At 45.2% G+C, this 25,292-nt stretch carries 24 protein-coding genes; 14 read left to right on the plus strand and 10 right to left on the minus strand.

Annotation, left to right across the window (positions count from 1 at the left end; genetic code table 11):
• Window position 1 precedes the first annotated feature (1 nt).
• Window positions 2-280, plus strand: a complete 279-nt coding sequence (locus tag BSR11_RS10830) for an HPr family phosphocarrier protein (RefSeq protein WP_072670399.1) — start codon at window positions 2-4, stop codon at window positions 278-280.
• A 157-nt stretch (window positions 281-437) separates the two neighbouring features.
• A complete protein-coding gene (mgtE, locus tag BSR11_RS10835; RefSeq protein WP_072670400.1) occupies window positions 438-1,793 on the plus strand; it encodes a magnesium transporter in 1,356 nt (451 codons plus the stop codon).
• Between the two features lie 70 nt (window positions 1,794-1,863).
• Here the strand turns inward: mgtE and pmbA are convergent, their stop codons facing one another.
• Window positions 1,864-3,207, minus strand: coding sequence for a metalloprotease PmbA (pmbA, locus tag BSR11_RS10840; protein ID WP_072670401.1), 1,344 nt, complete (start codon window positions 3,205-3,207; stop codon window positions 1,864-1,866).
• A gap of 111 nt (window positions 3,208-3,318) precedes the next feature.
• On the opposite strand from pmbA, the gene yjgA reads away from it, so the two are divergent.
• A complete protein-coding gene (gene yjgA / locus BSR11_RS10845) occupies window positions 3,319-3,846 on the plus strand; it encodes a ribosome biogenesis factor YjgA (protein ID WP_072670402.1) in 528 nt (175 codons plus the stop codon).
• Window positions 3,847-3,953: 107 nt separating this feature from the next.
• Here the strand turns inward: yjgA and thiQ are convergent, their stop codons facing one another.
• The 5 genes from thiQ to mpl all read right to left on the minus strand — a co-directional run bounded on the left by thiQ (window position 3,954) and on the right by mpl (window position 9,542).
• Complete coding sequence (gene thiQ, locus BSR11_RS10850; protein ID WP_072670403.1) at window positions 3,954-4,667, minus strand: thiamine ABC transporter ATP-binding protein; 714 nt, start codon at window positions 4,665-4,667, stop codon at window positions 3,954-3,956.
• Between the two features lie 3 nt (window positions 4,668-4,670).
• A complete protein-coding gene (gene thiP, locus BSR11_RS10855) occupies window positions 4,671-6,263 on the minus strand; it encodes a thiamine/thiamine pyrophosphate ABC transporter permease ThiP (RefSeq protein WP_072670404.1) in 1,593 nt (530 codons plus the stop codon).
• 3 nt (window positions 6,264-6,266) lie between these two features.
• Window positions 6,267-7,280, minus strand: a complete 1,014-nt coding sequence (thiB, locus tag BSR11_RS10860; RefSeq protein WP_072670405.1) for a thiamine ABC transporter substrate binding subunit — start codon at window positions 7,278-7,280, stop codon at window positions 6,267-6,269.
• A gap of 249 nt (window positions 7,281-7,529) precedes the next feature.
• On the minus strand, window positions 7,530-8,159 hold the full coding sequence (locus tag BSR11_RS10865; RefSeq protein ID WP_072670406.1) for a flavin prenyltransferase UbiX: 630 nt from the start codon (window positions 8,157-8,159) through the stop codon (window positions 7,530-7,532).
• A 21-nt stretch (window positions 8,160-8,180) separates the two neighbouring features.
• Entirely contained in the window at window positions 8,181-9,542 is a 1,362-nt protein-coding gene (gene mpl, locus BSR11_RS10870) for a UDP-N-acetylmuramate:L-alanyl-gamma-D-glutamyl-meso-diaminopimelate ligase (protein ID WP_072670407.1), read from the minus strand.
• 301 nt (window positions 9,543-9,843) lie between these two features.
• On the opposite strand from mpl, the gene fbp reads away from it, so the two are divergent.
• Together fbp and ppa are read left to right on the plus strand one after the other, a co-directional pair.
• Window positions 9,844-10,857, plus strand: coding sequence for a class 1 fructose-bisphosphatase (gene fbp, locus BSR11_RS10875; RefSeq protein ID WP_004394571.1), 1,014 nt, complete (start codon window positions 9,844-9,846; stop codon window positions 10,855-10,857).
• 255 nt (window positions 10,858-11,112) lie between these two features.
• Window positions 11,113-11,643 (plus strand): inorganic diphosphatase, encoded by a 531-nt coding sequence (gene ppa, locus BSR11_RS10880; protein WP_004394570.1) that lies wholly within the window; start codon window positions 11,113-11,115, stop codon window positions 11,641-11,643.
• An 81-nt stretch (window positions 11,644-11,724) separates the two neighbouring features.
• On the opposite strand, the gene BSR11_RS10885 is transcribed toward ppa, so the two are convergent.
• The 3 genes from BSR11_RS10885 to tamA are packed head-to-tail and all read right to left on the minus strand — an operon-like array spanning window position 11,725 to window position 17,556.
• Window positions 11,725-12,075 carry a gamma-glutamylcyclotransferase family protein gene (locus tag BSR11_RS10885; protein WP_072670408.1) on the minus strand — a complete coding sequence of 117 codons (351 nt, stop codon included), beginning with the start codon at window positions 12,073-12,075 and terminating at the stop codon, window positions 11,725-11,727.
• Between the two features lie 7 nt (window positions 12,076-12,082).
• The gene (tamB, locus tag BSR11_RS10890) at window positions 12,083-15,841 is read right to left on the minus strand and encodes an autotransporter assembly complex protein TamB (RefSeq protein WP_072670409.1); all 3,759 of its coding nucleotides are present in this window, start codon (window positions 15,839-15,841) and stop codon (window positions 12,083-12,085) included.
• The gene (tamA, locus tag BSR11_RS10895; protein WP_072670410.1) at window positions 15,838-17,556 is read right to left on the minus strand and encodes an autotransporter assembly complex protein TamA; all 1,719 of its coding nucleotides are present in this window, start codon (window positions 17,554-17,556) and stop codon (window positions 15,838-15,840) included. Before tamA ends, tamB begins: the two co-directional genes overlap by 4 nt.
• 296 nt (window positions 17,557-17,852) lie before the next feature.
• Between tamA and msrA the strand changes: the two genes are divergently transcribed.
• The 9 genes from msrA (at window position 17,853) to BSR11_RS10945 (ending at window position 24,612) form a co-directional block, all read left to right on the plus strand.
• Complete coding sequence (msrA, locus tag BSR11_RS10900; RefSeq protein WP_072670411.1) at window positions 17,853-18,476, plus strand: peptide-methionine (S)-S-oxide reductase MsrA; 624 nt, start codon at window positions 17,853-17,855, stop codon at window positions 18,474-18,476.
• Between the two features lie 95 nt (window positions 18,477-18,571).
• Window positions 18,572-19,249, plus strand: coding sequence for a hypothetical protein (locus BSR11_RS10905; RefSeq protein WP_072670412.1), 678 nt, complete (start codon window positions 18,572-18,574; stop codon window positions 19,247-19,249).
• Complete coding sequence (locus tag BSR11_RS10910) at window positions 19,246-19,803, plus strand: YtfJ family protein (RefSeq protein WP_072670413.1); 558 nt, start codon at window positions 19,246-19,248, stop codon at window positions 19,801-19,803. The genes BSR11_RS10905 and BSR11_RS10910 overlap by 4 nt, the downstream gene beginning before the upstream one ends.
• A 66-nt stretch (window positions 19,804-19,869) precedes the next feature.
• Window positions 19,870-20,163 carry a DUF2607 family protein gene (locus BSR11_RS10915; RefSeq protein WP_072670414.1) on the plus strand — a complete coding sequence of 98 codons (294 nt, stop codon included), beginning with the start codon at window positions 19,870-19,872 and terminating at the stop codon, window positions 20,161-20,163.
• A gap of 59 nt (window positions 20,164-20,222) precedes the next feature.
• Window positions 20,223-20,849, plus strand: a complete 627-nt coding sequence (zrgA, locus tag BSR11_RS10920) for a zinc uptake protein ZrgA (RefSeq protein WP_072670415.1) — start codon at window positions 20,223-20,225, stop codon at window positions 20,847-20,849.
• A gap of 80 nt (window positions 20,850-20,929) precedes the next feature.
• Complete coding sequence (locus BSR11_RS10925) at window positions 20,930-21,646, plus strand: ABC transporter ATP-binding protein (RefSeq protein WP_072670416.1); 717 nt, start codon at window positions 20,930-20,932, stop codon at window positions 21,644-21,646.
• On the plus strand, window positions 21,643-22,902 hold the full coding sequence (locus BSR11_RS10930; RefSeq protein ID WP_072670417.1) for an ABC transporter permease: 1,260 nt from the start codon (window positions 21,643-21,645) through the stop codon (window positions 22,900-22,902). The genes BSR11_RS10925 and BSR11_RS10930 overlap by 4 nt, the downstream gene beginning before the upstream one ends.
• 58 nt (window positions 22,903-22,960) lie before the next feature.
• Window positions 22,961-23,416 carry a DUF3299 domain-containing protein gene (locus tag BSR11_RS10935; RefSeq protein ID WP_240004066.1) on the plus strand — a complete coding sequence of 152 codons (456 nt, stop codon included), beginning with the start codon at window positions 22,961-22,963 and terminating at the stop codon, window positions 23,414-23,416.
• Window positions 23,417-23,715: 299 nt separating this feature from the next.
• Window positions 23,716-24,612, plus strand: a complete 897-nt coding sequence (locus BSR11_RS10945) for a TIGR03899 family protein (protein ID WP_072670420.1) — start codon at window positions 23,716-23,718, stop codon at window positions 24,610-24,612.
• A 70-nt stretch (window positions 24,613-24,682) separates the two neighbouring features.
• Here the strand turns inward: BSR11_RS10945 and cysC are convergent, their stop codons facing one another.
• Window positions 24,683-25,291 carry an adenylyl-sulfate kinase gene (gene cysC / locus BSR11_RS10950; protein WP_375152957.1) on the minus strand — a complete coding sequence of 203 codons (609 nt, stop codon included), beginning with the start codon at window positions 25,289-25,291 and terminating at the stop codon, window positions 24,683-24,685.
• Between the last annotated feature and the right edge of the window lies 1 nt (window position 25,292).

Below are 25,292 nucleotides of genomic sequence, written 5' to 3' on the forward strand. Positions count from 1 at the left end.
TATGGCACACGAGCATCGTACGGTCTTTATTCAAAATAAACTTGGGCTGCATGCGCGAGCTGCCGTTAAACTGGTCGAACTCGCCCAATCTTTTCAAGCGGTAATTACCATTAAAGGTGAAGATGATAAGCAAGCCACCGCCGACAGTGTGATGGGGTTACTGATGCTTGAGTCGGCGCAAGGACAGAGAATCTCTATTTGTGCCGATGGTGACGATGCCAGTACCGCTCTCGATGCCGTATGCCAACTGATTGAAAGCAAATTTGATGAGGCCGAATAAACCTCGTTGTCTAGCCTTAACTTATCTCCATCTTCGCTTTTTGATTAGCGTCTAACCAGATTAACATTGACGGCTCCAATATCTTCAGGTTACTTGATTCCTAAATTAAGTTACTATTCTGTTTATTGTCAGAACTTAATAACCGTGAGGAGGAAGCATGGCCGAACCGATTGAATTTGACCAAGCTCACAACACCCTCCAAGAAATTACCGAAGCCCTCGAAAATGGTCGCTTTGTTCATGTGCGCAGACAACTGCAGGACATGGAACCTGAAGATATTGCCCACCTGTTAGAAGCCTCTCCCCGCAAAGCTCGTGATGTTTTGTGGCAATTGACCGACCCAGAAGATTACGGTGAGATCCTTGAAGAGCTCAACGAAGACGTCAAAGATGCGTTAGTCTCAAAGATGGCTCCGGAGATGCTCATCGAAGCAACCGAAGGGATGCACAGTGACGATTTAGCTTACGTCCTGCGTAGCTTACCTGATGATGTTTCACGTGAAGTATTAGCCCAAATGGACGCTGCCGAGCGTCAGCGTGTTGAAACAGCGCTATCTTATCCAGAAGACACCGCTGGCGGTCTAATGAACACCGACGTCATCACCATTCGTGGTGATGTGGATGTCGATGTTGTACTGCGTTATTTACGCATGAAAGGCCAACTGCCCTATGCCACAGACTCACTGTACGTCATCGATCAAGAGAGTCAACTGATTGGCTATCTGCCTTTAGCTACGCTAATCACGACTCAACCAGATATTCAAGTTAGTGAGGTGATGGAGGATGCCGATGAGGCAATTAAAGTCGATGCCAAAGCCTCAGATGTCGCCAGCCTGTTTGAACGCCGCAACTGGGTTTCTGCTCCGGTGGTCGATGAGAACCAACATTTAGTCGGCCGAATTACTATCGATGATGTGGTGGATGTGATTCGTGAAGATGCCGAGCACTCGATGATGAGTATGGCGGGTATGAACGACGATGAAGACACCTTTGCTCCGGTGTTAAAATCGACTCGAAAACGCAGTGTTTGGCTGGGTGCTAACGTCCTAGCTGCCCTGACTGCCGCTTCGGTGTCAAATATGTTTGAAGCAACATTAGAACAAATGGCTGCCATCGCGATTCTAATGACCATCGTTCCTTCGATGGGAGGCGTGGCTGGTAATCAAACGGTAGCACTGGTGATCCGTGGATTGGCTCTTGGTCATATTGGTGACAGTAATAAACGCGAGCTATTGCTTAAAGAGGCAGCGATCGGTTTTTTTAATGGCATATTATGGGCACTGATCATTGGCGCGATTGTCGTATTATGGAAAGGAGAATGGCTATTGGGCGGGATTATTTCTGCGGCCATGATGGCCAACCTATTCATAGCTGGCGTTGCGGGTGTGACTATTCCAATCTTGCTCAAAAAAATGAATATCGACCCAGCATTGGCTGGAGGTATGGCATTAACTACGGTGACCGATGTAGTCGGTTTATCGGTTTTCTTGGGTTTAGCCACGTTACTGATTTAACCCGATCATGGTCATATTAGAGCCCCTAAAGCGCTAATCAACGCCAGCACTTTAGGGGTTATTGATTGGGCTATTCACCAGCCACTTTCATTGATTCAATCAACATCGAACCTGTTTGAATTTGCGAACGCGTTTCGACGTCCGTCCCAACCGCCAGCAATTGCTTAAACATGGTTTTTAAGTTACCAGCAATGGTTACCCCCGAAACGGGATACTGAATTTGACCATTTTCAACCCAGAACCCTGCCGCGCCACGCGAATAATCCCCAGTCACTGTATTAACACCTTGTCCCATCACTTCAGTAACCAATAAACCGTTACCTAATGTTTTGAGTAACTGATCGAAATCTTGCCCAGTAGAGGTAACAAACCAGTTATGGATTCCCCCCGCATGCCCTGTTGGTTGCATGTTCATCTTCCGTGCAGCGTAGCTGGTTAATAAGTACGTTGCCAGAACCCCATCGGTGATGATCTCTCGGTCAATTGTCGCCACGCCTTCGCTATCAAAAGGTGTCGATGCAAGACCACGTAATAAATGAGGACGCTCATTAATCGTGAACCAACTCGGTAAAATTTGCTGACCTAAATGATCCAATAAGAAAGAGGATTTACGGTACAAACTGCCACCACTGATCGCTGTCACTAAGTGGCCCATTAAACCCGTGGCGACATCAGCAGCAAACATCACTGGATATTGGCCGGTTTTTAGTTGACGAGCATCCAAACGCTGAATGGTTTTTTCTGCCGCTTGCTGACCAACAAACTGAGGCGTCCATAAATCGTCTCGATGACGTGCCACCGTATAGCTGTAATCTCGCTCCATCTCGCCATTTTTGCCTTCACCGATAACGCTACAACTGATGCTGTGGCGGCTTGAAGCATAACTGGCTAATAAACCATGACTATTGCCATACACTTTAACGCCGTAATGGCTGTCGTAACTCGCACCATCACTTTGCTTGATTTTACTGCTGTAATTGAGGGCTTCACGCTCGGCAGCAATGGCAATCGAAGCAGCGCGATCAGGGTTTGGCTCATCAGGATGAAACAAATCTAAATCTGGGATATCTTTAACCATCAACGCTTTGGGTGCCGGACCAGCGTAGGGATCCTCTGAGGTATAGTGAGCGATATCCAAAGCCGCTAACACGGTCTGCTGAATGGCTTTTTCACTCAAATCCGAGGTTGAGGCGCTGCCTTTACGTTGGCCTCGATAAACCGTGATCCCCAAGGCACCATCGCTATTAAATTCAACGTTTTCCACTTCACACATATGAGTGGAGACACTTAATCCGGTACTTTTGCTGATTGCGACTTCGACGGCATCTGCTTGAGCAGAGGCCATATCGAGCGCTTTAGCGACGGCCGCTTCAAGTTCGGCACGCTGGAGCATCACTTGTTGTCTAATATCCATCTCTCATCCATAACTAATTGAGCTTTTATCGTCTTAGGATAACAAGAATTTCGCTTTCTCCCCACGATTCTTGCTAAAATAGCAGAGATAAATAACTAATTAGTGAAGACTATGGCGCGTAAAAATCAGAAAGCCCCTTGGGAAGAGGAAGAAGAGATCATCTTAGTCAGTAAGACTGAGCTGAAAAATGACATGATCGTCCTACAAAAGCTCGGTGAAGAGTTGGTTGAGTTAAAACCATCCGCCTTGCAAAAAGTACCGCTACCGGAAGAGTTAGCCGAAGCAGTAAAAGATGCGCAACGCTTTAAAAACGAAGCTCGCCGCCGTCAATTACAGTACATTGGTAAAATGATGCGCCACATTGATCCAGAGCCAATTCAAATTGCTTTGGATAAACTGCGCAATAAACACGCTCAGACTACCGCTATCTTGCATAAAATAGAGCAATGGCGCGATAAGATTGTTGAACAAGGTGATAGCGCGATCGAAGCTTTAATGGAGCACTATCCGGAAGCCGATAGACAGCGTTTACGCCAATTGGCTCGTCAAGCCAGTAAAGAGAAACAAGGTCAAAAGCCACCTAAAGCGGCACGAGAAATTTATCAGATGATCAAAACCCTTTATGGGCAAGATAGCTAGACTTCTCAGCTGCCAACATAAAGCCATTCGCCTTCAATCACCTCAACCAGCTAAGGGATTGAAGGCCAAATGGTGCAAGGTCACCGCTGACCACTACTCGTCACCAATTAGCAACGATGACTTCCTGCACGGACAAATTCGCTAAATAATGGGTGGATATTCTGCTCATGCAGCTGTTCAATCTCGCCGGTTACCTGAACTTCACCTTGAGCTAAAAACGCAAAATCACTGGCGATCATTTTCGCATCGTTGAGATGATGAGTTACCATCAAAATCGTGACCGCTCGTGCTTTAGCTAATGATTTAACTAATTGCAGCATTTCTTCACGCAATAACGGGTCGAGCGCCGAAAACGGTTCATCCAATAACCAAATCGGATGAGATTGTACAAAACATCGAGCCAAGGCTACCCGTTGTTTTTGTCCACCAGAAAGTTGCTCCGGCAAACGCGTTACAAGTGCCTCAAGCCCCACTTGCCTTGCTGCCTCAACCACTTGTTGCTGTTCGATATCGGTTAATTTAAGACTCGGGTTCAAACCCAAGGCAATATTGTCCCAGACGGTGAGGTGATTAAATAAATTGTGGTCTTGAAACAACATTGCGAAAGGTCGCTGATGCGGTAATTTACCAAGCACAGAATCCCCTGCGACCTCAATCTGACCACTCAGTGGTTCGATAAAACCGGCAATCAAACTAAGCAGTGTTGATTTCCCTGCTCCACTCGGCCCCATTAAAGCCGTAATACTGCCTTGTTTAATGGTTAAATCAAACGTGAAACACTCATCTTGATATTGGTAAGTGAGCTTTACAACGTTTAGCATGACTTATTCTCTCTGTTTAATCTGTAATAACCGCTCAACGCCGTAATAAAGTCCGACACTAAAAACTAATAAAGCCAGTGATAATACTGCCGCCGCTTGCATCTGATAGCTGCCCATCAATTGATATAAATACAACGGAAGAGTGCGAAACTGCTGACTACCAAATAGCGCCACTGCACTCAAATCACCCATTGACACTAAAAAGCTAATGATGAAAGCGTGGGCAAATGGTTTTTTCAGCGCTCGCCACTCAATCAGTCGCAAACGCTGCCAGCCTCTCAAACCAAGACTGGCACACAGTAAATGATATTGCTGGGCCAGATGCAGCATCGGTTGTGATAAGGTTTTAATCACATAAGGCAGAGCCATAACACTATTGACGATAACCACCAACCAATAGGCCATGCTAAAGATATCGACCGTTTGACGTAGCAACAAAAACAACCCGGTACTGATCACCAAGCCAGGTGTAACCAGAATAATGGTGCCAATCCATTCAATACTATTGGCTTTAATAGGTTGTTGATTGATTCGCCAATGACGACTTGTCATAACAATTGCACATCCCGAAAGTAACGCTATCGCTCCCGTCACACTGGCTACTTGAAAAGAAGCGGCAGTAGCAAGCCAAAACTCCTGACTACTCAAAACCTGCCATAGGTGGGTATTTAAACCGCTCAATACCACCATCAATAGCGGAGGAATCACCAATAGGATCACCAAACCGATCCACATTCCATCCCAGAGTTGTTTTAGTCGTGTATCACCACCCCAGACTTGAATTGGATAATCCCCTCCTTGAGTTGCGGGCAAACAACGACTAAACCATTGCATCGAAAAGTATAACAATCCACACAATAACATCTGCCAAATAGCTAACAGTGCCCCCGTAGCCAAATCAAAATCAAACTTAATCGCCTGATAAATCGCCAGTTCAATCGTTGTGGCTTTCGGTCCGCCCCCCAAGGCCATGACAGTAGCAAAACTGGTGAAACAGAGCATGAACACTAAGCTCGCCACATGAGGCAATTGCTGGCGTAACCTTGGCCACTCAACCCATTTAAATTTTTGCCAACTGTTCATACCTAAATGAGCACATAACTTATGCTGCTCGAGTGGAATAGCTACTAAGCTTTGCAACAATAATCGACTGGCGTAAGGTAAATTAAAAAACACATGGGCCAATAAAATTCCGTTTAAACCATAAATCGAAAAAGGCAGACGGATCTGCCAATAGCCAAGTATTTTAGCTAATAATCCTTGATTACCGTAAATCGCGAGTAAACCAAATACCCCCACTAAAACGGGCAAGACTAAGGTCATCGCAAACAGCTTGAGCAGTAAATCTTTGCCTTTAAAACGGCGACGATTCAATGCATGGGCGACAGGAATAGCGAGTCCTACACTCAGTAGCGTCGATAAAAAAGCTTGGTAGAAGCTAAACCAAGTAACGTGTCGGTAATAAGCATCCTGCCATAATTGATCAATAGCAAAAGAAGGGGCTTGCCACAACAAAGCGGCCAATGCACTAATAACGAGGGCCGCAACCAACGCTGCGACCCCTATACCTAATTTAGGTGTCGTTGATAAGATCATCGATTAAAAAGTCAATGCGTGTTGCCACTCACGAATCCAATGACGACGCTGTGCCGCCACTTCTTTGGCACTAAAGGTCAATGATTGGCTGGGTTGCTGTAACTCAGAAAAAGCTTCCGGTAAAGCCACATTGGTCACTGGATACATCCAGTTGGTGGTTGGAATAGCTGATTGGAAATCATCACTGACAATAAACTGCATAAATTGAGCCGCCAACGCTGGATTTGGGCTACTCTTCACCTTAGCCGCAACTTCAACCTGCATATAATGACCCTCGGCAAAATTAGCCGTGGTATAGCGATGATCATTTTCAGCCATCTTATGATAAGCCGGAGAAGTCGTATAAGAGAGCACCATATCGGCCTCTCCTTTTAAAAACATCGAATAAGCTTCCGACCACCCTTTGGTCACCGTGACGGTTTTTTTCGCCAGTTGCTGCCATGCATTGGCCACTTGATCCCCGTAAACCGACTTCATCCATAGTAGCAATCCCTGACCTGGGGTTGAGGTCCGTGGATCTTGATAAATAATCGTCAAGTCATCGCGCTGTTCAACAAGTTCTCTTAGGCTCTGCGGTGGATGAGTTAAGGTTTGCTGATTATACACAAACGCAAAATAGCCATAATCATAAGGAATAAAGGTCTCATCATTCCAACCATTCGGCAACGTTAGCGCTGATAAATCGACGGAATGAGGGGCTAACAGTCCTGTTTGTTCTGCTTCCGTCATCAAGTTGTTATCCAGACCCAACAAAACATCGGCCTTAGTATGACGACCTTCAAGACGTAAGCGATTTAAAATCGATACGCCGTCATCCAAACCAACTAAGTTCAGTTGACAGTTACACTCGGCTTCAAACGCTTTTTTAATCACCGGGCCTGGTCCCCAATCAGCGATAAAAGAACTATAGGTATACACCGTCAAGGTCGGTTTATCGGTCGTCGTGGTTGGCGCGGCAAGCGCAATAGAAGAAAAAAATAGACTGGTTAATGCGATGATAGAGTATTGATTATTCAAGGCTTGCGCTCCATGGTGAGCGGCACAGGCTTGAGGAAGAGTGAGACAGCATCCATGAGTCTGTTTCTAGTCTCCTGCTCAATTCCTACGCCAGTATTATCTGGTTCAGGTGTTTAGTCAGCATCCCTTAATGGTCAAATGACTAATGCGGGTCCCAAGCATGGCTTGATCTCAGCGCCATTCGGTTATGAATGGTTGGCTCCCCGATGAGTGAGTAAGATTGTAATGCTAAAACATAAAAGAAGCTACTTAACGCTGATCATAACCCCAGCGCGGCACCAGTCCTTGTTCGATTCCTAGATGATCGAGAATGCGGGCTACCATAAAATCAACCAAATCATCGATCGATTTAGGTTGATGATAAAAACCGGGCGCTGCTGGCATAATAGTAACGCCCATTTGCGACAATTTGTGCATATTCTCTAAATGCAGGGTAGAGAACGGGGTTTCGCGAACCACCAACAGGAGTTGCCCTCGTTCCTTGAGCACCACATCTGCAGCACGCTCAATCAAATTATCCGACATGCCATGAGCGATAGCAGCGACGCTGCCCGCCGAACAAGGACAAACCACCATTTTTTTCGGTGCCGCAGAGCCTGAAGCCACGGGGGAAAACCACTCTTCTTTACCACAGACGATCAGTTTATTCGGATCGCAATTAAACAGTTTAACCAACTGCTGCTGCGCCGCTTGGGGTTGACTAGACAATTGCAAACCATGCTCCGTCGCTAATACCACTCTGGCAGCGGATGAGATAAGCAAATACACGGTATGCTCACTGGCAAGTAAACATTCTAAAAGACGCAGTCCATAGGGTGCGCCAGAGGCTCCTGTCCAGGCCAAAGTAATGGCTTGGTTATGTGTTGTTAAATCGGTCACTGTTATTGAATACCCTAAACGTTACTGAGCTCGCTTTTTAAGCGTGGCGAGTAACTTATTATGTATACCGCCAAAACCACCATTACTCATCACTAAAATGTGCGAGCCCGGTTTGGCTGCTGCGCAAATTTTCTCAACTAAGTCATCGATGTTATTGCTCACATAAGCGGGTGAGGTGCATTGCTGCGCAACTTCATCAACCGACCACGCTAATTCATCAGGCTGAAAAAAATAGACTGAATCAGCTTGCGCGAGTGATGCCGCCAGTGTGCCCTTATGAACACCTAATTTCATAGTGGCAGAGCGGGGTTCGACGACAGCGATAATTTTTTCACTGCCGACCTTGTTACGTAAGCCAGCCAAAGTTAGTTCAATCGCCGTCGGATGATGAGCAAAATCGTCATAGACGGTCACGCCGTTTTCCTGTCCTTTTTGCTCTAAACGCCGCTTGGTATTGATAAAGCTTGCTAGTGCCTGACAAGCTAAATCAGGTGTAACTCCCACATGTCGCGCGGCGGCAATCGCCATTAAGGCATTATTTACATTGTGATCACCAATCAATGACCACTCGACGTCGCCCACTCGTTGATCTTGAAAATACACCGAAAATTGTGAGCCTTGTGGGTTATGTTTTTTAGCCAACCATTGCCCCTGTTGACCAATAAATTCTCGTTCACTCCAGCATCCTCGGCTCAACACGTCCGCTAAGGCAGAGTCTTGCTGGGGAACCAATACTCGTCCATTACCCGGTAAAGTGCGGATTAAGTGATGGAACTGACGCTTGATCGCTTCAAGATCATCAAAAATATCCGCATGATCAAACTCTAAGTTATTCAGGATCAACGTTCTTGGGTGATAATGAACAAACTTAGAACGCTTATCGAAAAAAGCACTGTCATATTCATCGGCTTCAACCACAAAAAACATGCTTTCTCCCAAGCGAGCTGAGAGATCAAAGTTGCCTAATACGCCACCGACAAGAAAACCGGGCTGATAGCCAGACTGCTCTAAAATCCACGTTAACATACTGGCAGTCGTGGTTTTGCCATGCGTCCCCGCTACCGCGAGAACCCAGCGATCTTGCAATAAGAAGTCGTGCAGCCATTGCGGTCCCGAGGTATAACGTAAATTGTGATTCAAAACATACTCAACACAAGGGTTTCCACGACTCATCGCGTTACCAATCACCACCAGATCAGGATGTGGACTTAATTGTTTCGGATCAAAACCTTCAATAATTTCAATTCCTTGGGATAATAACATCGTACTCATTGGTGGATAGACATTGGCATCACTGCCCGTTACCTTATGGCCTAACTGACGAGCAAGCATCGCCAATCCCCCCATAAAAGTGCCACAAATCCCCAAAATATGAATATGCATCAACCTGATCTCACTTGTGCTGTTTATCTGCCTAACCATTATCCTGATCCATACCATAAAAGCGAGTACCGAAAATCGCCACAATGTAATTTATCGAAAGTCGACATCTAAATTGAGATCTTCAGCAGTTAGTTTATTACTCGTAAAAAGTTCTAGGATTTAAAATCACCGCTATAACGAAACACCTTGAAAAGGTAGCTAAATTTGCTTTCTTCTCAAGGAGTAAGAACACCAACGCTGATGACCCTACTCTTTCGCGTTACCTTTCTCCCCCAGAACCAATAAGTGTTAAGGAAATAACATGTCGAAGATGCGCACCCTTGGTGAGTTTATTGTTGAAAAACAACACGACTTTCCCCATGCAAGCGGTGAACTCTCCTCTTTACTTGCGTCCATTCGTCTTGCAGCCAAAATCGTTAACCGAGAAATCAACAAAGCTGGATTAGCCGATATTACTGGCGCATCGGGTAACGATAATATTCAAGGTGAAGAGCAACAAAAACTGGATGTCTACGCTAACGATAAGTTTAAAGCGGCTTTAGAAGCGCGCGATCAAGTCTGCGGTGTTGCCAGTGAAGAAGAAGATGAGGCAGTCGCCTTCAATAAAGAGCTTAACCAAAATGCGAAATATGTCGTGTTAATGGATCCACTCGATGGTTCATCGAATATTGATGTCAACGTTTCTGTTGGAACCATTTTCTCAATTTATCGCCGTATCTCTCCCGTAGGTGGACCACCAACCGCAGAAGATTTCCTTCAGCCTGGTCATAAACAGGTTGCTGCTGGGTATGTAATTTATGGCTCCTCAACCATGTTGGTGTACACCACAGGCAATGGTGTCAATGGTTTTACTTATGACCCTTCGATTGGTTCATTTTGTCTCTCTCATGAAAATATGCGTATTCCAGAGCAGGGCAAAATTTACTCTATCAACGAAGGTAACTACATTCGTTTTCCAACCGGCGTTAAAAAATACATTAAATACTGCCAAGAGAGCGTACCGGAAGATAATCGCCCTTACACCTCACGTTATATTGGCTCATTAGTCGCCGACTTTCATCGTAACTTGCTCAAAGGCGGTATCTATCTTTACCCAAGTACTCAAAGCCACCCCAACGGCAAGCTGCGTTTACTGTATGAATGCAACCCGATGGCACTATTGATTGAGCAAGCGGGCGGCTTAGCGACAGATGGCAGACAACGTATCCTTGATATCAAACCTACCGAGTTACATCAACGCGTGCCGTTTTTTGTTGGTTCAAAACAGATGGTTGAAAAAGTCTCTCAGTTCCTTGAAACCTACCCAGATGAATAGTCATCTGAATCAGACTCAACGGACTGAGCGTGGTCGATAAATATCGAACAACCATAGAACAAATCTAACCAATAGCGCTGATGCTTAAAGTATGTAAGCGCTAAAAGCCCATCGAGTTACTCACTGCTACTTGGGTATCCGGCTTTTTACAGGTAAACTTCGCCTTTTTCTGCACGTCGGTTTTGCACCGACGTGCAGTTTGCATAATAATGAGCGACACTTTTTAAAATCCGGCTAACCAAAAAGGAAACCGTAATGAGCTTAAATAATGTGCCAGCAGGAAAATCCCTGCCAGATGATATCTACGTAGTGATTGAGATCCCAGCGAACGCTGACCCAATCAAATACGAAGTAGATAAAGATTCTGGTGCGGTATTCGTTGACCGTTTCATGTCTGCGCCTATGTTCTACCCATGTAACTACGGTTATGTGAACCACACGCTATCTCTTGATGGTGACCCAGTGGACGTATTGGTTCCAACACCCTACCCATTGATCCCAGGTTCTGTGATTCGTTGTCGTCCAGTGGGTGTTTTGAAGATGAGTGATGAGTCAGGTGAAGATGCCAAAGTCATCGCCGTTCCACATTCTAAGCTGTCTAAAGAGTACGACCACATTCAAGATGTGAATGATATTCCAGCACTGCTGAAAGCTCAGATCACCCATTTCTTCGAGCGTTATAAAGAGCTAGAAAGCGGTAAATGGGTGAAAGTAGAAGGTTGGGAAGATGCCGCTTCTGCGCGTGCTGAAATCCTTTCTTCTTACGAGCGTGCACAGCAAAAATAATGCTCATTTTCCCTGATTAAGTCAGGATGAATAAGCTCAAAAAGCCAGCATTGCTGGCTTTTTTCATTGAGAAAACACGGCTTAAATACGTTGGCACCAATCGCCAGATTCAATTTCAGAATCAAGCCGCGAAGCCTCTTGATAAATGTATATCCAAGCGATGCCATAAGGCGTATCAATGGTTTCGCGTCGATACTCAACGGGAACATCTTCTAATACATCAAGTTTTGCTAATGTGCGCTCATCGACTTGATACACTTCCCCTTTGATTGATTGCTGACCAGCAATCAATCCCGGATAGGGGCCAAGATCGTGTAACGCATAGCTTGGCGGTGTTTCAAAGTAGCCTAAGAGCTTACTTTCGCTTAAATAATCGTGATGGCTTTCACCTTGTCGTAAGGTGCCATAGACAAACACTAGAGACAATAGCATACCCTCCTTAGTTAAATTCGAAGCGATAGAGCAAATCAATCGCACTATCGACTCCAGAGACCGCTTCCAAATAGAGGTCCCTCATTAAACGATAACGAATGGTAAATTGACCGACAGAGTTGAAAATTCCTACCCCATATTTAACTTGTAAACCAGGTAAAATATAGCCACTCACCGTAATTTGTGCATCATCCCCCGAACCGGCAGTATCCAATTGCAGATCTTGTACACCAAATTCTTCGCCAATTCGACCTACCACTTTACCGCTTTGAGCTAAGCTTAGCCCAATCAGCGTCATGGTCATCGCATTACCGCCAGCTTCACCATCAATATCTTGCCCGCGCAATAAATAAGATAAAGCATTGGCTTGTGGCATCGCGGGCTCAGAGAAAATGGTGATCATCGGCTCATCAGCGGGCCCAGTTACTTGGATACCAGCAATGACACCATCTTGGGTATTATTTGGATTACGAATCGCTTTGATCGATACAAAAGGCTGATCGACTGGGCCATTCATTAAAATTTTACCTTCTTGGATCTGTAGATCTTGGCCAAATGAGCGATACTGTCCTTGTAAAATATTGACTTCACCAATCACCAATGGCCCACGATCGCGCTGCGTGACATTCAACCGGCCTCGTAGCCCGCCTTCTAAGCCAAAAGCACTCAGACGAACATCGTCACCAATTACGATCTCAACATCCGTTTCAATGCGCAGTGGTAAACGACTTTGCTCACTTAAAGGCTGTAAATCTTTACTCAATATGACTTGATCTTTAGACACCTCGATAGCGCTTGGAGGTAACTCTTCGACCGTAATCCGTCCCCAAGGAAGATGGATAGAACCCGAGACTTGTGCCACATCTGGTTGCATGGTTAAGGTTAAATCAGGGATCACTTTCATTTTTACAATCGGCGGCATATCCACTAACAGCGAATCAGCAAACACTCGACTGTTAACTCGCCACTCAGCCATGTTGTGCCAATCAGCATCACCGGTGACATTCAGCAAACCCTCTGGCGTACCAATTTGTGCATGCAGCGCCGCTTGGTAACCAGAAAAGTCTATCGTAACTTGGCCCGAATCCATATCAACTGGAGAGATATCACCTTTAAGCTGCAACCCTGTTAACTCAATATTACCCAGCACCTGTGGATGAAGCATGGCTCCTTGCAAACTTAAATCCGCCGTGATCGTCGCATCCGCTTGACTAAATTCACCGACGAATGGTTGCAGAAAATCAAGATGAAAAGGGGTCAATTTTAATCCGGCCTGCCACTGTTTTTCTTCTGCGGTGACATCTGGGATCTGTACATGACCAGAAAACTGACCATTATTTGTCACCTGCAACGACCAGTCCGCTTGTAAGGAATTATTGGCTAATTCAGCATTAAGCTGCATCGCATCCCATCCTAAAATAATCGGTTGTGACAAATGCTGCTGGACTTCACCTGCTGGTAAGGTAACAGAAAGTTTTACTTGTGGTGCCGCCTGTGCTGACCACTGAGCCGATAACTGACCATTCAGTTCCCCCTTTATCTGGGTTTCTGGTGGCAGTAATCCTTGAATTTGACTGAATTGGAAATGGTTGATAGCGAGTTGAACTGCACCGCTATCCCCTACACTGGCGCTTTCTTCAAGACACAGAGAGGCATCCGCTTGTAACCAACAGTGCGGCGCTATCATCGCACGAGCTTGGTCGAGGTCAACATTGATATCCGTAGCATGACTCAACTGCCATGGCCCTTGTATGGACTCGATATTCATACGTTCAAGCTGGCCATCCCAACGCCAATTGGTCGACTCGGTAAGCCGTCCTGATATCGCCAGTTGGCTAGACACAAGGGGAGATTTAACCTCTAACGTCAAATGATGTTGCTCTTGCTGACCATTCAACGACAATAGCAGTGATTCTATGCTCTGCTCTTGGTAACGGACATCCGTCATCGAGAGATGTAAATCTGCTTGTGGTAAAGGCAGCGGTGTTAACTGGCCAACTAACGATAATTCGCGAATCGTTGCCTCGTTTAACCAAGCCAGCTGATCTGCGCGCAAATCCAGCTGAATATCTGGCTCTGTCAGTTGCCCACGTAACGTTACGTGACCTGCTACTTGCCCCGATAAATCCGGCACTGTTTTCGCTAAATCTTTTAACGATAAAGCCACATCCATTTGCCACTGTTGGTCTAATTGACCTTTGGCGGTCAAGAGATTCGGTCCGTGCGCGAAGGTTAATCCAGAGGTAGAGACGCGATACTCCCCTTTACCACGCGGATCAGCGGCGTTGAGTTGTCCTTTAATATCTAACGGATAACCACGAAGATCACCATGAATAGCCAATAACGGCAGGGCAATCTCAAAACCACCTTGCTCAGTCAATTTCCCAGAAGTTACTAGTTGACCGCTGATCGTCCCTGATGCTTCAGGCCATTGTAAACCAGGGTTAATTTGCCTAACGTTAAGCTTGGCTTGCCAATCAATACTTGGCTGCCAGTGCGCTTGCAACTCACCCTCAATCTCACCATTCAAAGTCTTCAAAAGCAGTGAGCGTAAAGCTATCTGAGTTGATGAACCTTGTCCCTGTACTGACAACGTCATCTCAGGGATATCAAGCCCTGAAAACGTCGTATCGATGGCTAGCTGATAATCATCGAGAATACCTTGTGCGTTTAGTAAAGGCGCTTGCACAAAATAATCGCCTTCACCGACCAGCGGCCACTGCGCTTTTAGCTGCTGCACCGTGATATCAAAAGGCAGCTCGGGTTGTAGCGGTTTTAATTTCGCCTGCAACTGAGCCTGTGCCAGTCCGGCAAGTTGCGCCTCCAAAGCGAGATCGGCCACGCTGCCTGAAGCCTTTAATTGTAATGTTTGTCCCTTAGCCTCTGGTAACTTAAGCAATGACTGAAGAGTGAAATTCAAAGGATAATCACCGCGCAAAGTCGCACGCCCAGTCAAAGATGCGTCCAGCTCTGGCATATCAAGAACTAGGTTCTTTAAGTTAACTTGAGACTGAAATGCTTGTGCTTGTACCACCAGTTGATTAACGGCAATCGGATCGGCTTGCTGGAGGAGAAAATCGTGTAACTCAAAGCGACTCAACTCAACTCGCAGTGGAATAATAACCTCAGGTAAGCTTATCGGCAGCGCATCGGATGAAGAAGCGCTCGTCGCAGCCGACGGCTCCGCCTGTTCCTCAGCCAACGCAATGCGTACACCTCGCCATAACGTGCGATCGATCGTTAATCGATCGCCTTGTAGTGCGCCACTGGTCGTAAAGTGCTGCCAGTTAATCTGATTGCCAAGCAGATTAAGCTGAATATTATTCAAGGTTAATCGGCCCAATTTGATCGGCACTGGTGTAGAAATCGTGGTCACTGGCGCTGATGCCGTCTCTGCCGATTGATTCGTTGAATCGGCAATAGATTCCAAATTAAACTGCAATCCCGAGACAATCACCTCATTAATACAGATCATCGGTTCGAGTAAGCAGTTCGCATTCACCGCGAGCGTTAGTTGTTCAAGCTGTAAATCAACGGAAGTCGATGGATCTTGATATTCAACACCATACAGTGAGAAACGGGGGAAAATAGCTCCTTGGGTCGATTGAACCGAGAAATCGGCTAACGCTTTCTGAGCGCCCCACACCAAGACATTTAAGCCACTGTTGGTAAAAAACAACCCAGCAAATAACAGCAACAGAAGTGTGACGATGCCTGCCAAGCTTGCGGATAACCAACCGGTCCATTTCATCGCTCGCTTAATCATAATTCAGGCCCTAACGTAAAGTGCAGTTTAAATCGGTCGCCGGGTTCAGAATCTAATCCCCATGCAAAATCAAGTCGCAGCGGGCCCACTGGTGATACCCAACGCAAACCAAATCCAGTCCCCGTTTTCCAATCAGGGGTGTCATTAAAAGCATCACCATAATCGACAAATAGCGCAGCCCACCAGTTACCACCTAGCCGATATTGATATTCCAACGAGCTGGTGGCCATGTATTTCGCCCCGGTTAACGAGCCACTGGCATCCCGCGGTGAAATAGATTGATAGCCATAGCCACGTAAGTTGTTGTCTCCACCAGCAAAAAAACGCAGTGAGGGAGAAAGTTTATCAAATTCTTCGGCGAAGTTGGCACTGCCGTCAATTCTAAAGAGGCCACGATGATTATCGCCTAAACTACGAATCCAAGAGCTACCAGCTTGCACTCGCGTAACTCGCGTTTCCGAAATCACTGAAGGATCGGCGTATTCTAAGGTGATGGTTTGCTTATCCCCCCAGGTTAATAACGAGCGATTCAACCGCGTACGGGTACGCGTATAAGTGATGCCTGGCATTAAAAATTGCGCCCCGTCATCTTGTAAGCCCTGCTCATAGCTTTCTATCAGATAACGTAAAAATACTGTCCTATGCCAGCCACTATCAAGTAACCAATGACGCTCTAAAGCAAGATTAGATTCTAAACTCTCGGTATCTCGATTATCGACATGCTTCATCCCATATTGGATACGATAATACTGCCGAAGCACATCTTCGAGAGGAATTTTATACCCTGCGGTAATACTCTGTTCAGGACCGGATATCGATAGACTACTATCAAAACTATGGCCATATTCATTTAACCACGGCTTCTTCCATTTTAATGATCCTCTTACGCCAACATCGGTTGAATAACCAATACCCGTTTCTAGTTGATTACGCGCTTTGGGCGCTAAAGCAACCACCATAGGTAACTCACGCTGATCGGGATTTAACTGCTCTAAATCAGGTTTAACAAACACCGATGAAAACCAATCCGTATTGGCTAAGTTAAGATTAAATTGACCAACTTGTGAGACTAAATAAGGATCACCTTGTTTAAACGGTTGCAGTGAGCGCACACGAACCTCTTCAATTTGGCTCCCAGAGATCGACGTAGCGCCAAAATGATAGCGAATGCCACTATCAAAATGTAAACGAACAAACGCTTGATGCAGATCGGGAATCACTTCCAATCGGCTTAACTGAAAATCGCCATCGAAATACCCCTTTTGGAGCGCTAAATTACGCAAAGAGGATTTAAGGCTGTCGTATTGGCTGTGATTGAGTGTCTCACCCACCTTTAGGCCGCTACGTTCAATCACTCGAGCAAAATCTGCATCTTGCTGCGCTTCTCCCTCAATCACAATCTCAACCAACGCTAAACGCACCACTTCTCCGGGAGAAACATGCACCGTCATCGCTTTATCCGGTTCCGTGACTTCAAAAACAAACGTCGGTTGATAATAACCCAGTGCATTTAATGCAGCGGTTATCCTTTGTTCTAGGCGTGACTGAAATCGTAACTGGGTCGAGTAATCGCTGGTCGATATTGAAGACAGATAAGCATCGACGTTATCTTTTAAGTCGCCGCTTAATCCTCGAATGGTTAAATCGACTTTCGCCAGCACGGTGCAGGAAAAGAATAACGTCGCGAATAGTACATAGAATGGGAGTGATCTCATGTTAAATAGTGGTTAAGCGCCTTACCGCAATGCAGGTTAATAGACTTTAAATCATACCGACTATAGGATAAGAAGTCTGTAGGATAATTGCTCACACACCAATAGATTACACGCAGATATCGCGGTCAATCTATCTCGGTAAGCGAGACGAACAACGAACGTTATCCGATCATCAATGCCAATAGCTCAGAGAAATACTCTGGATCAATCGCATCCGATGTGGAATAAAAAATCGTATCAATGAGACACAGAATTTCACTCAACGTTCCATTGACTATTACTAATAAGGAATGGCTATGCTCAACAAATCTTCACTTATATCAGCGGATCAGGCTTTACCTGGCCGCGTGACTCCGATCGAGTTTGAAGACAAACATTTTATTTATCATATTCCGCTAAGCATCAAGCCGAGCCTAGGACAAGAGCAATTACTGATTGGAATGGGCTGTTTTTGGGGAGCTGAGCGTTTATTTTGGCGTTTAGAAGGTGTTATTGTGACTTCTGTCGGCTACGCTGGTGGTTTTACTCCAAACCCAACCTATCAAGAAGTTTGTACTGGTCAAACTGGTCATGCAGAAGTCGTTCGAGTGATCTACGATCCTAAGGTGTTACCTTTGAGATCATTGTTGCAAGCCTTCTGGGAAAATCACGACCCAACCCAAGGTATGCGCCAAGGTAATGATTTAGGAACTCAATATCGTTCGGTGATCTATACTTACACCGATGAACAACAAACAGTAGCCGAACAAAGTCGCGCAGAATATCAAGCTTTGCTAAGCGAACACAATAAAGCGGAAATCACCACCGAGATTACTCCTGCTGGCGACTATTATTTTGCAGAAAGTTCCCACCAGCAATATCTGGCTAAAAATCCACAAGGATATTGTGGCCTTGGTGGTACAGGAGTGTGCTTCTTGTAAGTAATAATCCAACTGACTAATTTAACGCTCGCTTTAGCACGATAAGCGAAGCGAGCTTATCATTGGCTCATTGAATGATGAAAGAGCATTCTCTTATGATCAATTATTTAAAAACGAGCATCATTTTTACTCTTTGTTGTAGCTTGCCAGTTTGTGCTATTGAGCTCAATCTGGGCCTACAATTAACGACCAACAATATTGATGTGCGCGACGAGTCCGATCAGAACATTGCACAAATGAGTAATAAGCTTGCTCTTTCTCCAACAGTCTCTCTTTTATCTAAAGGCTACTATTTATCAGAGCAAAGTTCGTTGGGCGTACAATTTCAACTGGATGGTAACCTAGTCAAAGTTAACCGACAAACGCTCCATCAAAACGATCAATTAACCAATCTTGATACCAAGATATCAGGCTATGCACTGTATGCAATGCCATTATTTTTTTACCATTTTAATCGCCACCAACCAGAAAAATGGCAAGTAAAAACGGGGATCGGTGTCGGGCTGGGTTATCTTAATCTGAGCGGTAACTATCAAATCACTCAACCTTTACATCCTGAATTTGGCGAGACAAAAAATATCAAGTTTAGTGAGTTTGGTCAGGCGATAGGGGTTTATTTAGAGATCAAAAAAGGCAAACATGCGTTCTTGCTCTATAATTTTAGTCCATACGTTAATAACAGCAATTACCAATTTCAAGAACACAATGCGGTTCTTGCATATCGGTACACCATCAACTTAAACCACTTATTTACTAAAATGGACTTACCATGATAAAAAAAATACTGCTTACCCTACTAATCGCCACTCACAGTTTCATCGCATCAGCCCACAACATAGTAGTGGGTCAACCACTGCCAGCCGTCGACGTTGCAAAATATGGCGAAGTGGTACTCGAAGGTAAAGACACTCAGTTTGTACCATGGAGTAGTCTTCAATTACCCGGCAAGGTTCGTGTCATTCAAGCTCTAGCCGGACGAAGTGCCGCCAAAGAGATGAATGCACCACTGATGACCGCACTGACAGCGGCGGCCTTTCCGAGCGAAGATTATCAAACGACGACGATCATTAACCAAAATGATGCTGTCTGGGGAACTGGCTCGTTTGTAAAATCATCAGCTCAAAGCAGCAAAACCGATTTTCCTTGGTCGTCGATTGTCCTTGACCAAGCAGGTATCGTGGCACAAAGTTGGCAGTTACAAAACCGCTCATCAGCGATCATCGTGCTCGATAAACAGGGGATCGTACAATTTGTCCAAGAAGGCGCTTTAAATAACGATGCTATTCAAAACGTATTATCACTCATTCAACAACAACTAGAAAAATAACCTTAAGACTTGCCAGACAAGAAGATTGTTATACTATAACAATCTTCTTGTTGTATTGGGTATAAGATGATGGTCAAACCGCAGCCTTTACGTCTATCGATCAACACAGTCAGTATACTGGCCGTATTGTTGGTGCTGTGGCTCAATATCGCCGTGATAAATCATCAATTAGACATTCATCCAACTCAACATACTGATCATCATTGTCAGCTGTTTTCTGTTGTGAAACATGGTCTTGAGTATACCACTCTGATCATCCCTATCTGGCCAGCACAGGGTTTTATGCCTGTCATCGTTAGCCCATTTTGTTTGATACTCGACTACATTACTTATGTAGCACGCTCACCACCGAAGCGTTGAAAAGTTCGATATCTTCATTAACCCTATATTTACTCTCTCTAGATTATGGAATCAACATTATGCTAACTAAACCTTTGCTTGCCTTAAGTATTTCTGCCGTATTATCGACCGCTGCGTTTGCTCATCAAGAGTTTCGTCAACACGATGCTCATGTTCATGGGCAAGTAGAACTTAACGTCGCTCAAGATGGTACGGATTTGCTGATTGAAATTACCGCTCCAGGCGCAGATGTGGTGGGTTTTGAGCACGCGCCACAAAACGAAAGCCAAGTTCAGGCACTGAATCGAGCATTAGATATCTTAGGACAAGCAGAATCATTGTTTACCTTAAGCTCGGCAGCGAAATGCCAATTGGAAGAAACTCATGTTAGCCACACCTTAAGCGGTGGTAAAGATAACCACGACCACAGCGATCATGCTCATCATGATCACGGGCACAATCATAAACACGATCATAAACATGACCATGACCATGACCATCACGATCATAAGCATCATGATCATCAACACGGTGAATTTACTGCGCAGTATCACTATCAATGTGAAAATGTTGGCGCCCTCACTCAAATCAACACGGAATGGTTCGCCTTGTTCCCAAGCACGGAAAAAATGCTGGTCAATTTACTCACCGAGCGTACACAAACTGCCGTTGAGCTGACCAAGCAACAAACTCGTCTGTCACTGTAAATGCATCATCTGATGTAAGCGTTCACGCCCCAATCGGGTAAGCATGGCTTACCCGATTTTCCATCAAATAAGGATAAGTGATGAACAGCCAACCGCTGCCAAGCGCCACTCCGGTAATTGACCTTAGCGATGTACAATTTCAGTGGCCAAATAATCCTCAACCAACCCTCCATATTGATGCTTTGAGTGTGCTTGCCAAGCAACATCTTTTTGTAAAGGGGCCAAGTGGTTGTGGTAAATCCACCTTACTAAGCTTACTGACCGGAATTAATACCGCCACTCAAGGCCATGTCCACTTGCTCGGTCATGATTTAGCTAAACTCAAATCTCGCCAACGAGATAAATTTCGCGCTGACAATATTGGTTATATTTTCCAACAATTTAACTTATTACCTTACTTGTCAGTGATTGATAACGTCATCCTACCCTGTCAATTTTCAGCTCATCGCCGCGCTAACGTCTCGGGAGATATCCGCGATCGAGCCAAACAGTTACTCGCTCAACTGAAGCTCAGTGACACACTGCTTAATAAGCCGGTGACGGAATTAAGTATCGGTCAACAACAACGCGTCGCCGCAGCAAGAGCATTGATTGGCGATCCACCACTGCTGATTGCTGATGAGCCAACTTCCGCACTCGATTACGATAACCGCAGTGCCTTTATCGAACTGTTATTAGATGAAGCCAATCGTGTCGGCTCAACATTAGTGTTTGTCAGCCATGATCCAACTTTAGAGAAACTTTTTGAACGAAGTGTGTACTTACCTACTATTAATCAAGCACGAGGTGTGGCATGAGCGTAGTCACCAAGTTAGCGTGGAAAAGCTTACTGAATCGTAAAACTACCGCTTTATTAACCATTCTTACTGTGGCGATTTCCGTCATTCTATTAATGGGGGTTGAGCGCATACGCACTCAAGCGAAGAGCAGCTTTGCCAATACTATTTCAGGCACCGATCTGATTGTCGGAGGCCGTTCTGGACAAGTGAACCTTCTGCTTTATTCCGTGTTTCGTATTGGTAATGCGACCAATAATATTGATTGGAAAAGCTATCAAGAATTTAGCCAGCATCGCGCCGTAAAGTGGGCAATTCCTATTTCGCTAGGTGATTCGCACCGTGGTTTTCGTGTTATGGGCACTAATCATAATTACTTTGAACATTTTCGTTATGGTAGTAAGCAACCACTTACTTTTGCTCAAGGTAGAGAGTTTTCTGGCTTATTTGAGACCGTACTCGGTGCCGACGTCGCCAAACAACTCGGTTATCACTTAGGCAGTGAGATCATTATCGCTCATGGCATTAGCGATGTCGGCTTCAGTCGACACGATAATCTGCCTTTTACTGTCGTCGGCATTTTAGCGCCAACCGGCACGCCGGTAGATAAAACCGTCCACGTTTCACTGGAAGCGATTGAAGCAATCCATGTTGGCTGGGAGTCTGGGGCAAATTTAGGTAATACCCCAAGCAAAGAAGAGTTAAAGCAGCGTGAATTTGAACCACAGCAAATCACGGCAATGCTACTCGGTTTACATTCAAAAATTCAAACCTTTGCACTCCAAAGACAAATTAACCAATACCGAGCGGAACCATTAAGTGCCATTCTACCCGGTGTAGCACTGCATGAACTGTGGGGAATGATGTCCGTAGCAGAGCAAGCGTTAATGACCGTTTCGATTTTTGTCGTCATAGCTGGATTACTCGGCATGTTGAGTAGTTTACTCACTAGCCTACAAGAACGCCGTCGAGAAATGTCGATTTTGCGGGCGATGGGCGCTCAACCCAAACACGTATTTGCTTTATTGATCAGTGAAGCGAGTGTTTTAACTTTGTTAGGCATTGTCACCGGTCTCATTGGCCTATACCTTGTTCTCGCTATCGCTTCCCCTATCGTAGCGAGTCAATATGGTATTCAACTACAACTCCAAGCCCTGACTCATTATGAGTGGCAGCTGCTTGGCTATGTGCAAGCGGCTGGCACCATGATAGGCTTTATTCCTGCGCTGCGTGCCTACCGTCAATCACTCAGTGATGGTATGACGATACGACTCTAGGAGAAACAATAAGATGTATAAATGGTTACTGAGCTTATTGGTGCCACTACTTACGGCGATGAGCTTTAACGTCTACGCCAATGGTGAACCACTGCAATTAGACTGGATTGATCTCATTCCGGAAAATGAGCGCAACCAATTTAACGCGATGGGCATGCCGATGATCGATCACAACCTCGATTTACCCGCTCAGCAAATAAAAGTGGGCAGTGTACGCAGTGAGCTCAATGGCAGTCAGGTAAAAATCCCAGGCTTTGTCATTCCTCTTGAGGGAGACGAAAACTCCATTACCGAGTTTTTACTGGTTCCTTACTTTGGGGCTTGTATTCATGTCCCACCACCGCCACCGAATCAGATCATTTATGTCAAATACCCTCAAGGAGCTCCCATTCAACAGCTATGGGATGTGGTGTATGTGATAGGAACATTGAAAACCGAAGTGGTCAGTGCGGAATTGGCGGAAACCGCCTATCTGATTGAGGGAACCGCGATCGAAGATTACGATGACATGTAACAGGTTGTTAAATAATTGCTAATTGAAGACCGCTTTACTGGTTACATCATGTATTTGGCTAAATAACTTAGTAATCCCAAATAGATCAAAAACAGTAAAGTGGTCGATAGGTGCTTAAACCAGCGATTTTCTTTATCGTACTTCATTGCGTCCCCCAAGTCCTCTGTTAACAATTTTAACAAGTTATTATCATTTATGATAGCGCAAATTTGTGCGCTATCACCAAGAGTTTCACTGGTTACCTTCGCCAATCCACGGTACATTTTAGAATATGATTCAATGGTAAAATTTGGTAACCCATGGCTGAGCTGAAATCCTCGGTTGTGATTGAGCATCCAACCACAACCCATTCCAATACAGAGAAAAAATCCAGTTATCTAAAAGATAGCGCGAGTCGTATCTCATCCATTGCTCAGCAACATGGGGTAGATGCTTTACTGCTCGATGAAAAACCGCAAAAAACGCCGTTAGATAGAGCGCTAAAACGTGAACGAGAGAGAAAAGAGCAACGACAAAAAAACCTTGAACAGATCGTGCGTCTGGCGCACCTTTCTTGTCATAACGAAACGGCGGGCGATCCTGATCAAGACTGGCTATACCGTTTCTTCGATATGGCGCAAGATATTCATAACTCATCCATGCAGCGTCTGTGGGCTCAAGTTCTGAAACGTGAAGTGACCAACCCAGGGTTTACTTCGATGAAAGCACTGAGTATTTTGCAAAACATGACTCCCAAAGAAGCGCAAATTTTACAGCGTGCCGCCGGTCTCAGTTGCAGCTTTGGCAGCGATCCGAGCTTGAAATTACTGTTTGGTCTTAAAGTACAAAACAGTATTTTTAGTTTAGGTAAACGCAATATTACCTCAACATTAAATATTGGTAGCCACCAATTACCTTACTCCAGCTTACTGGTATTAATCGAACTTGGCTTACTGCATGCCACAGAATTAGAATCAGGAGCAATCGAGTTTGATCCCCCCCTCACCCTGAACTATCAAGGTAAACAGCTCACGTTAAACGTGACCGCCAAAGGGGTACATTTGCTGTACTATCGCTTTACCCCCACAGGCAATGAACTCTGCCGACTATTAGGCAATAAACCCAATAGTAGTTATTACGATCAACTGATCGCTCTATTAGGGCAAAAGTTTATTGTTCATAGTGACGCGAGCGGTACCATTCATCACACGGTATAAACCTGCACTCATAAAAAAGCCACTCACAAAATGAATGGCTTTGAATAAGCAATAGCAAAGTCGTATCGCTTTAACGAATAATCCCTCGTTGCTGTAACGCAACAATACAGCGCTCAACCAATACCTCAACAGGCTCTTCACCTGCGGGTAAATCAATCTCAGCTTCCAACGGAGCTTCGTACACCGAATCAATCCCAGTAAACTGAGTCAGTTCACCCGCTCGCGCTTTTTTATACAACCCTTTTGGATCACGCTGCTCACACACGGCTAATTGAGTGTTCACAAACACTTCCAAAAATTCGCCTTCGGGCATTAATGCTCGTACTCGTTGCCTTTCAGCACGGTGCGGCGAAATAAAAGCCGTTAAAACAATCAATCCTGCATCGGCCATTAACTTGGCAAGCTCACCAATACGGCGAATATTTTCTCGGCGATCCTGCTCAGAAAAACCTAAATCGGCACACAGTCCATGACGCACATTATCGCCATCCAACAAATAGGTATGGTAACCAAGCTCAACAAGACGTTGCTCCAAAGCTCCCGCAATGGTTGACTTTCCGGATCCAGATAACCCAGTAAACCACAGAACGGCTGGGCTCTGGTGCTTTAATCGTGCTCGATGAGTCTTATCAACACTGTGCTCATGCCAGACGATCGTCGGTTTAGTAACATTATCGATA

It is taken from the genome of Vibrio injensis, from assembly GCF_001895205.1.
In the GTDB taxonomy this organism is placed as follows: Bacteria; Pseudomonadota; Gammaproteobacteria; order Enterobacterales; family Vibrionaceae; genus Vibrio; species Vibrio injensis.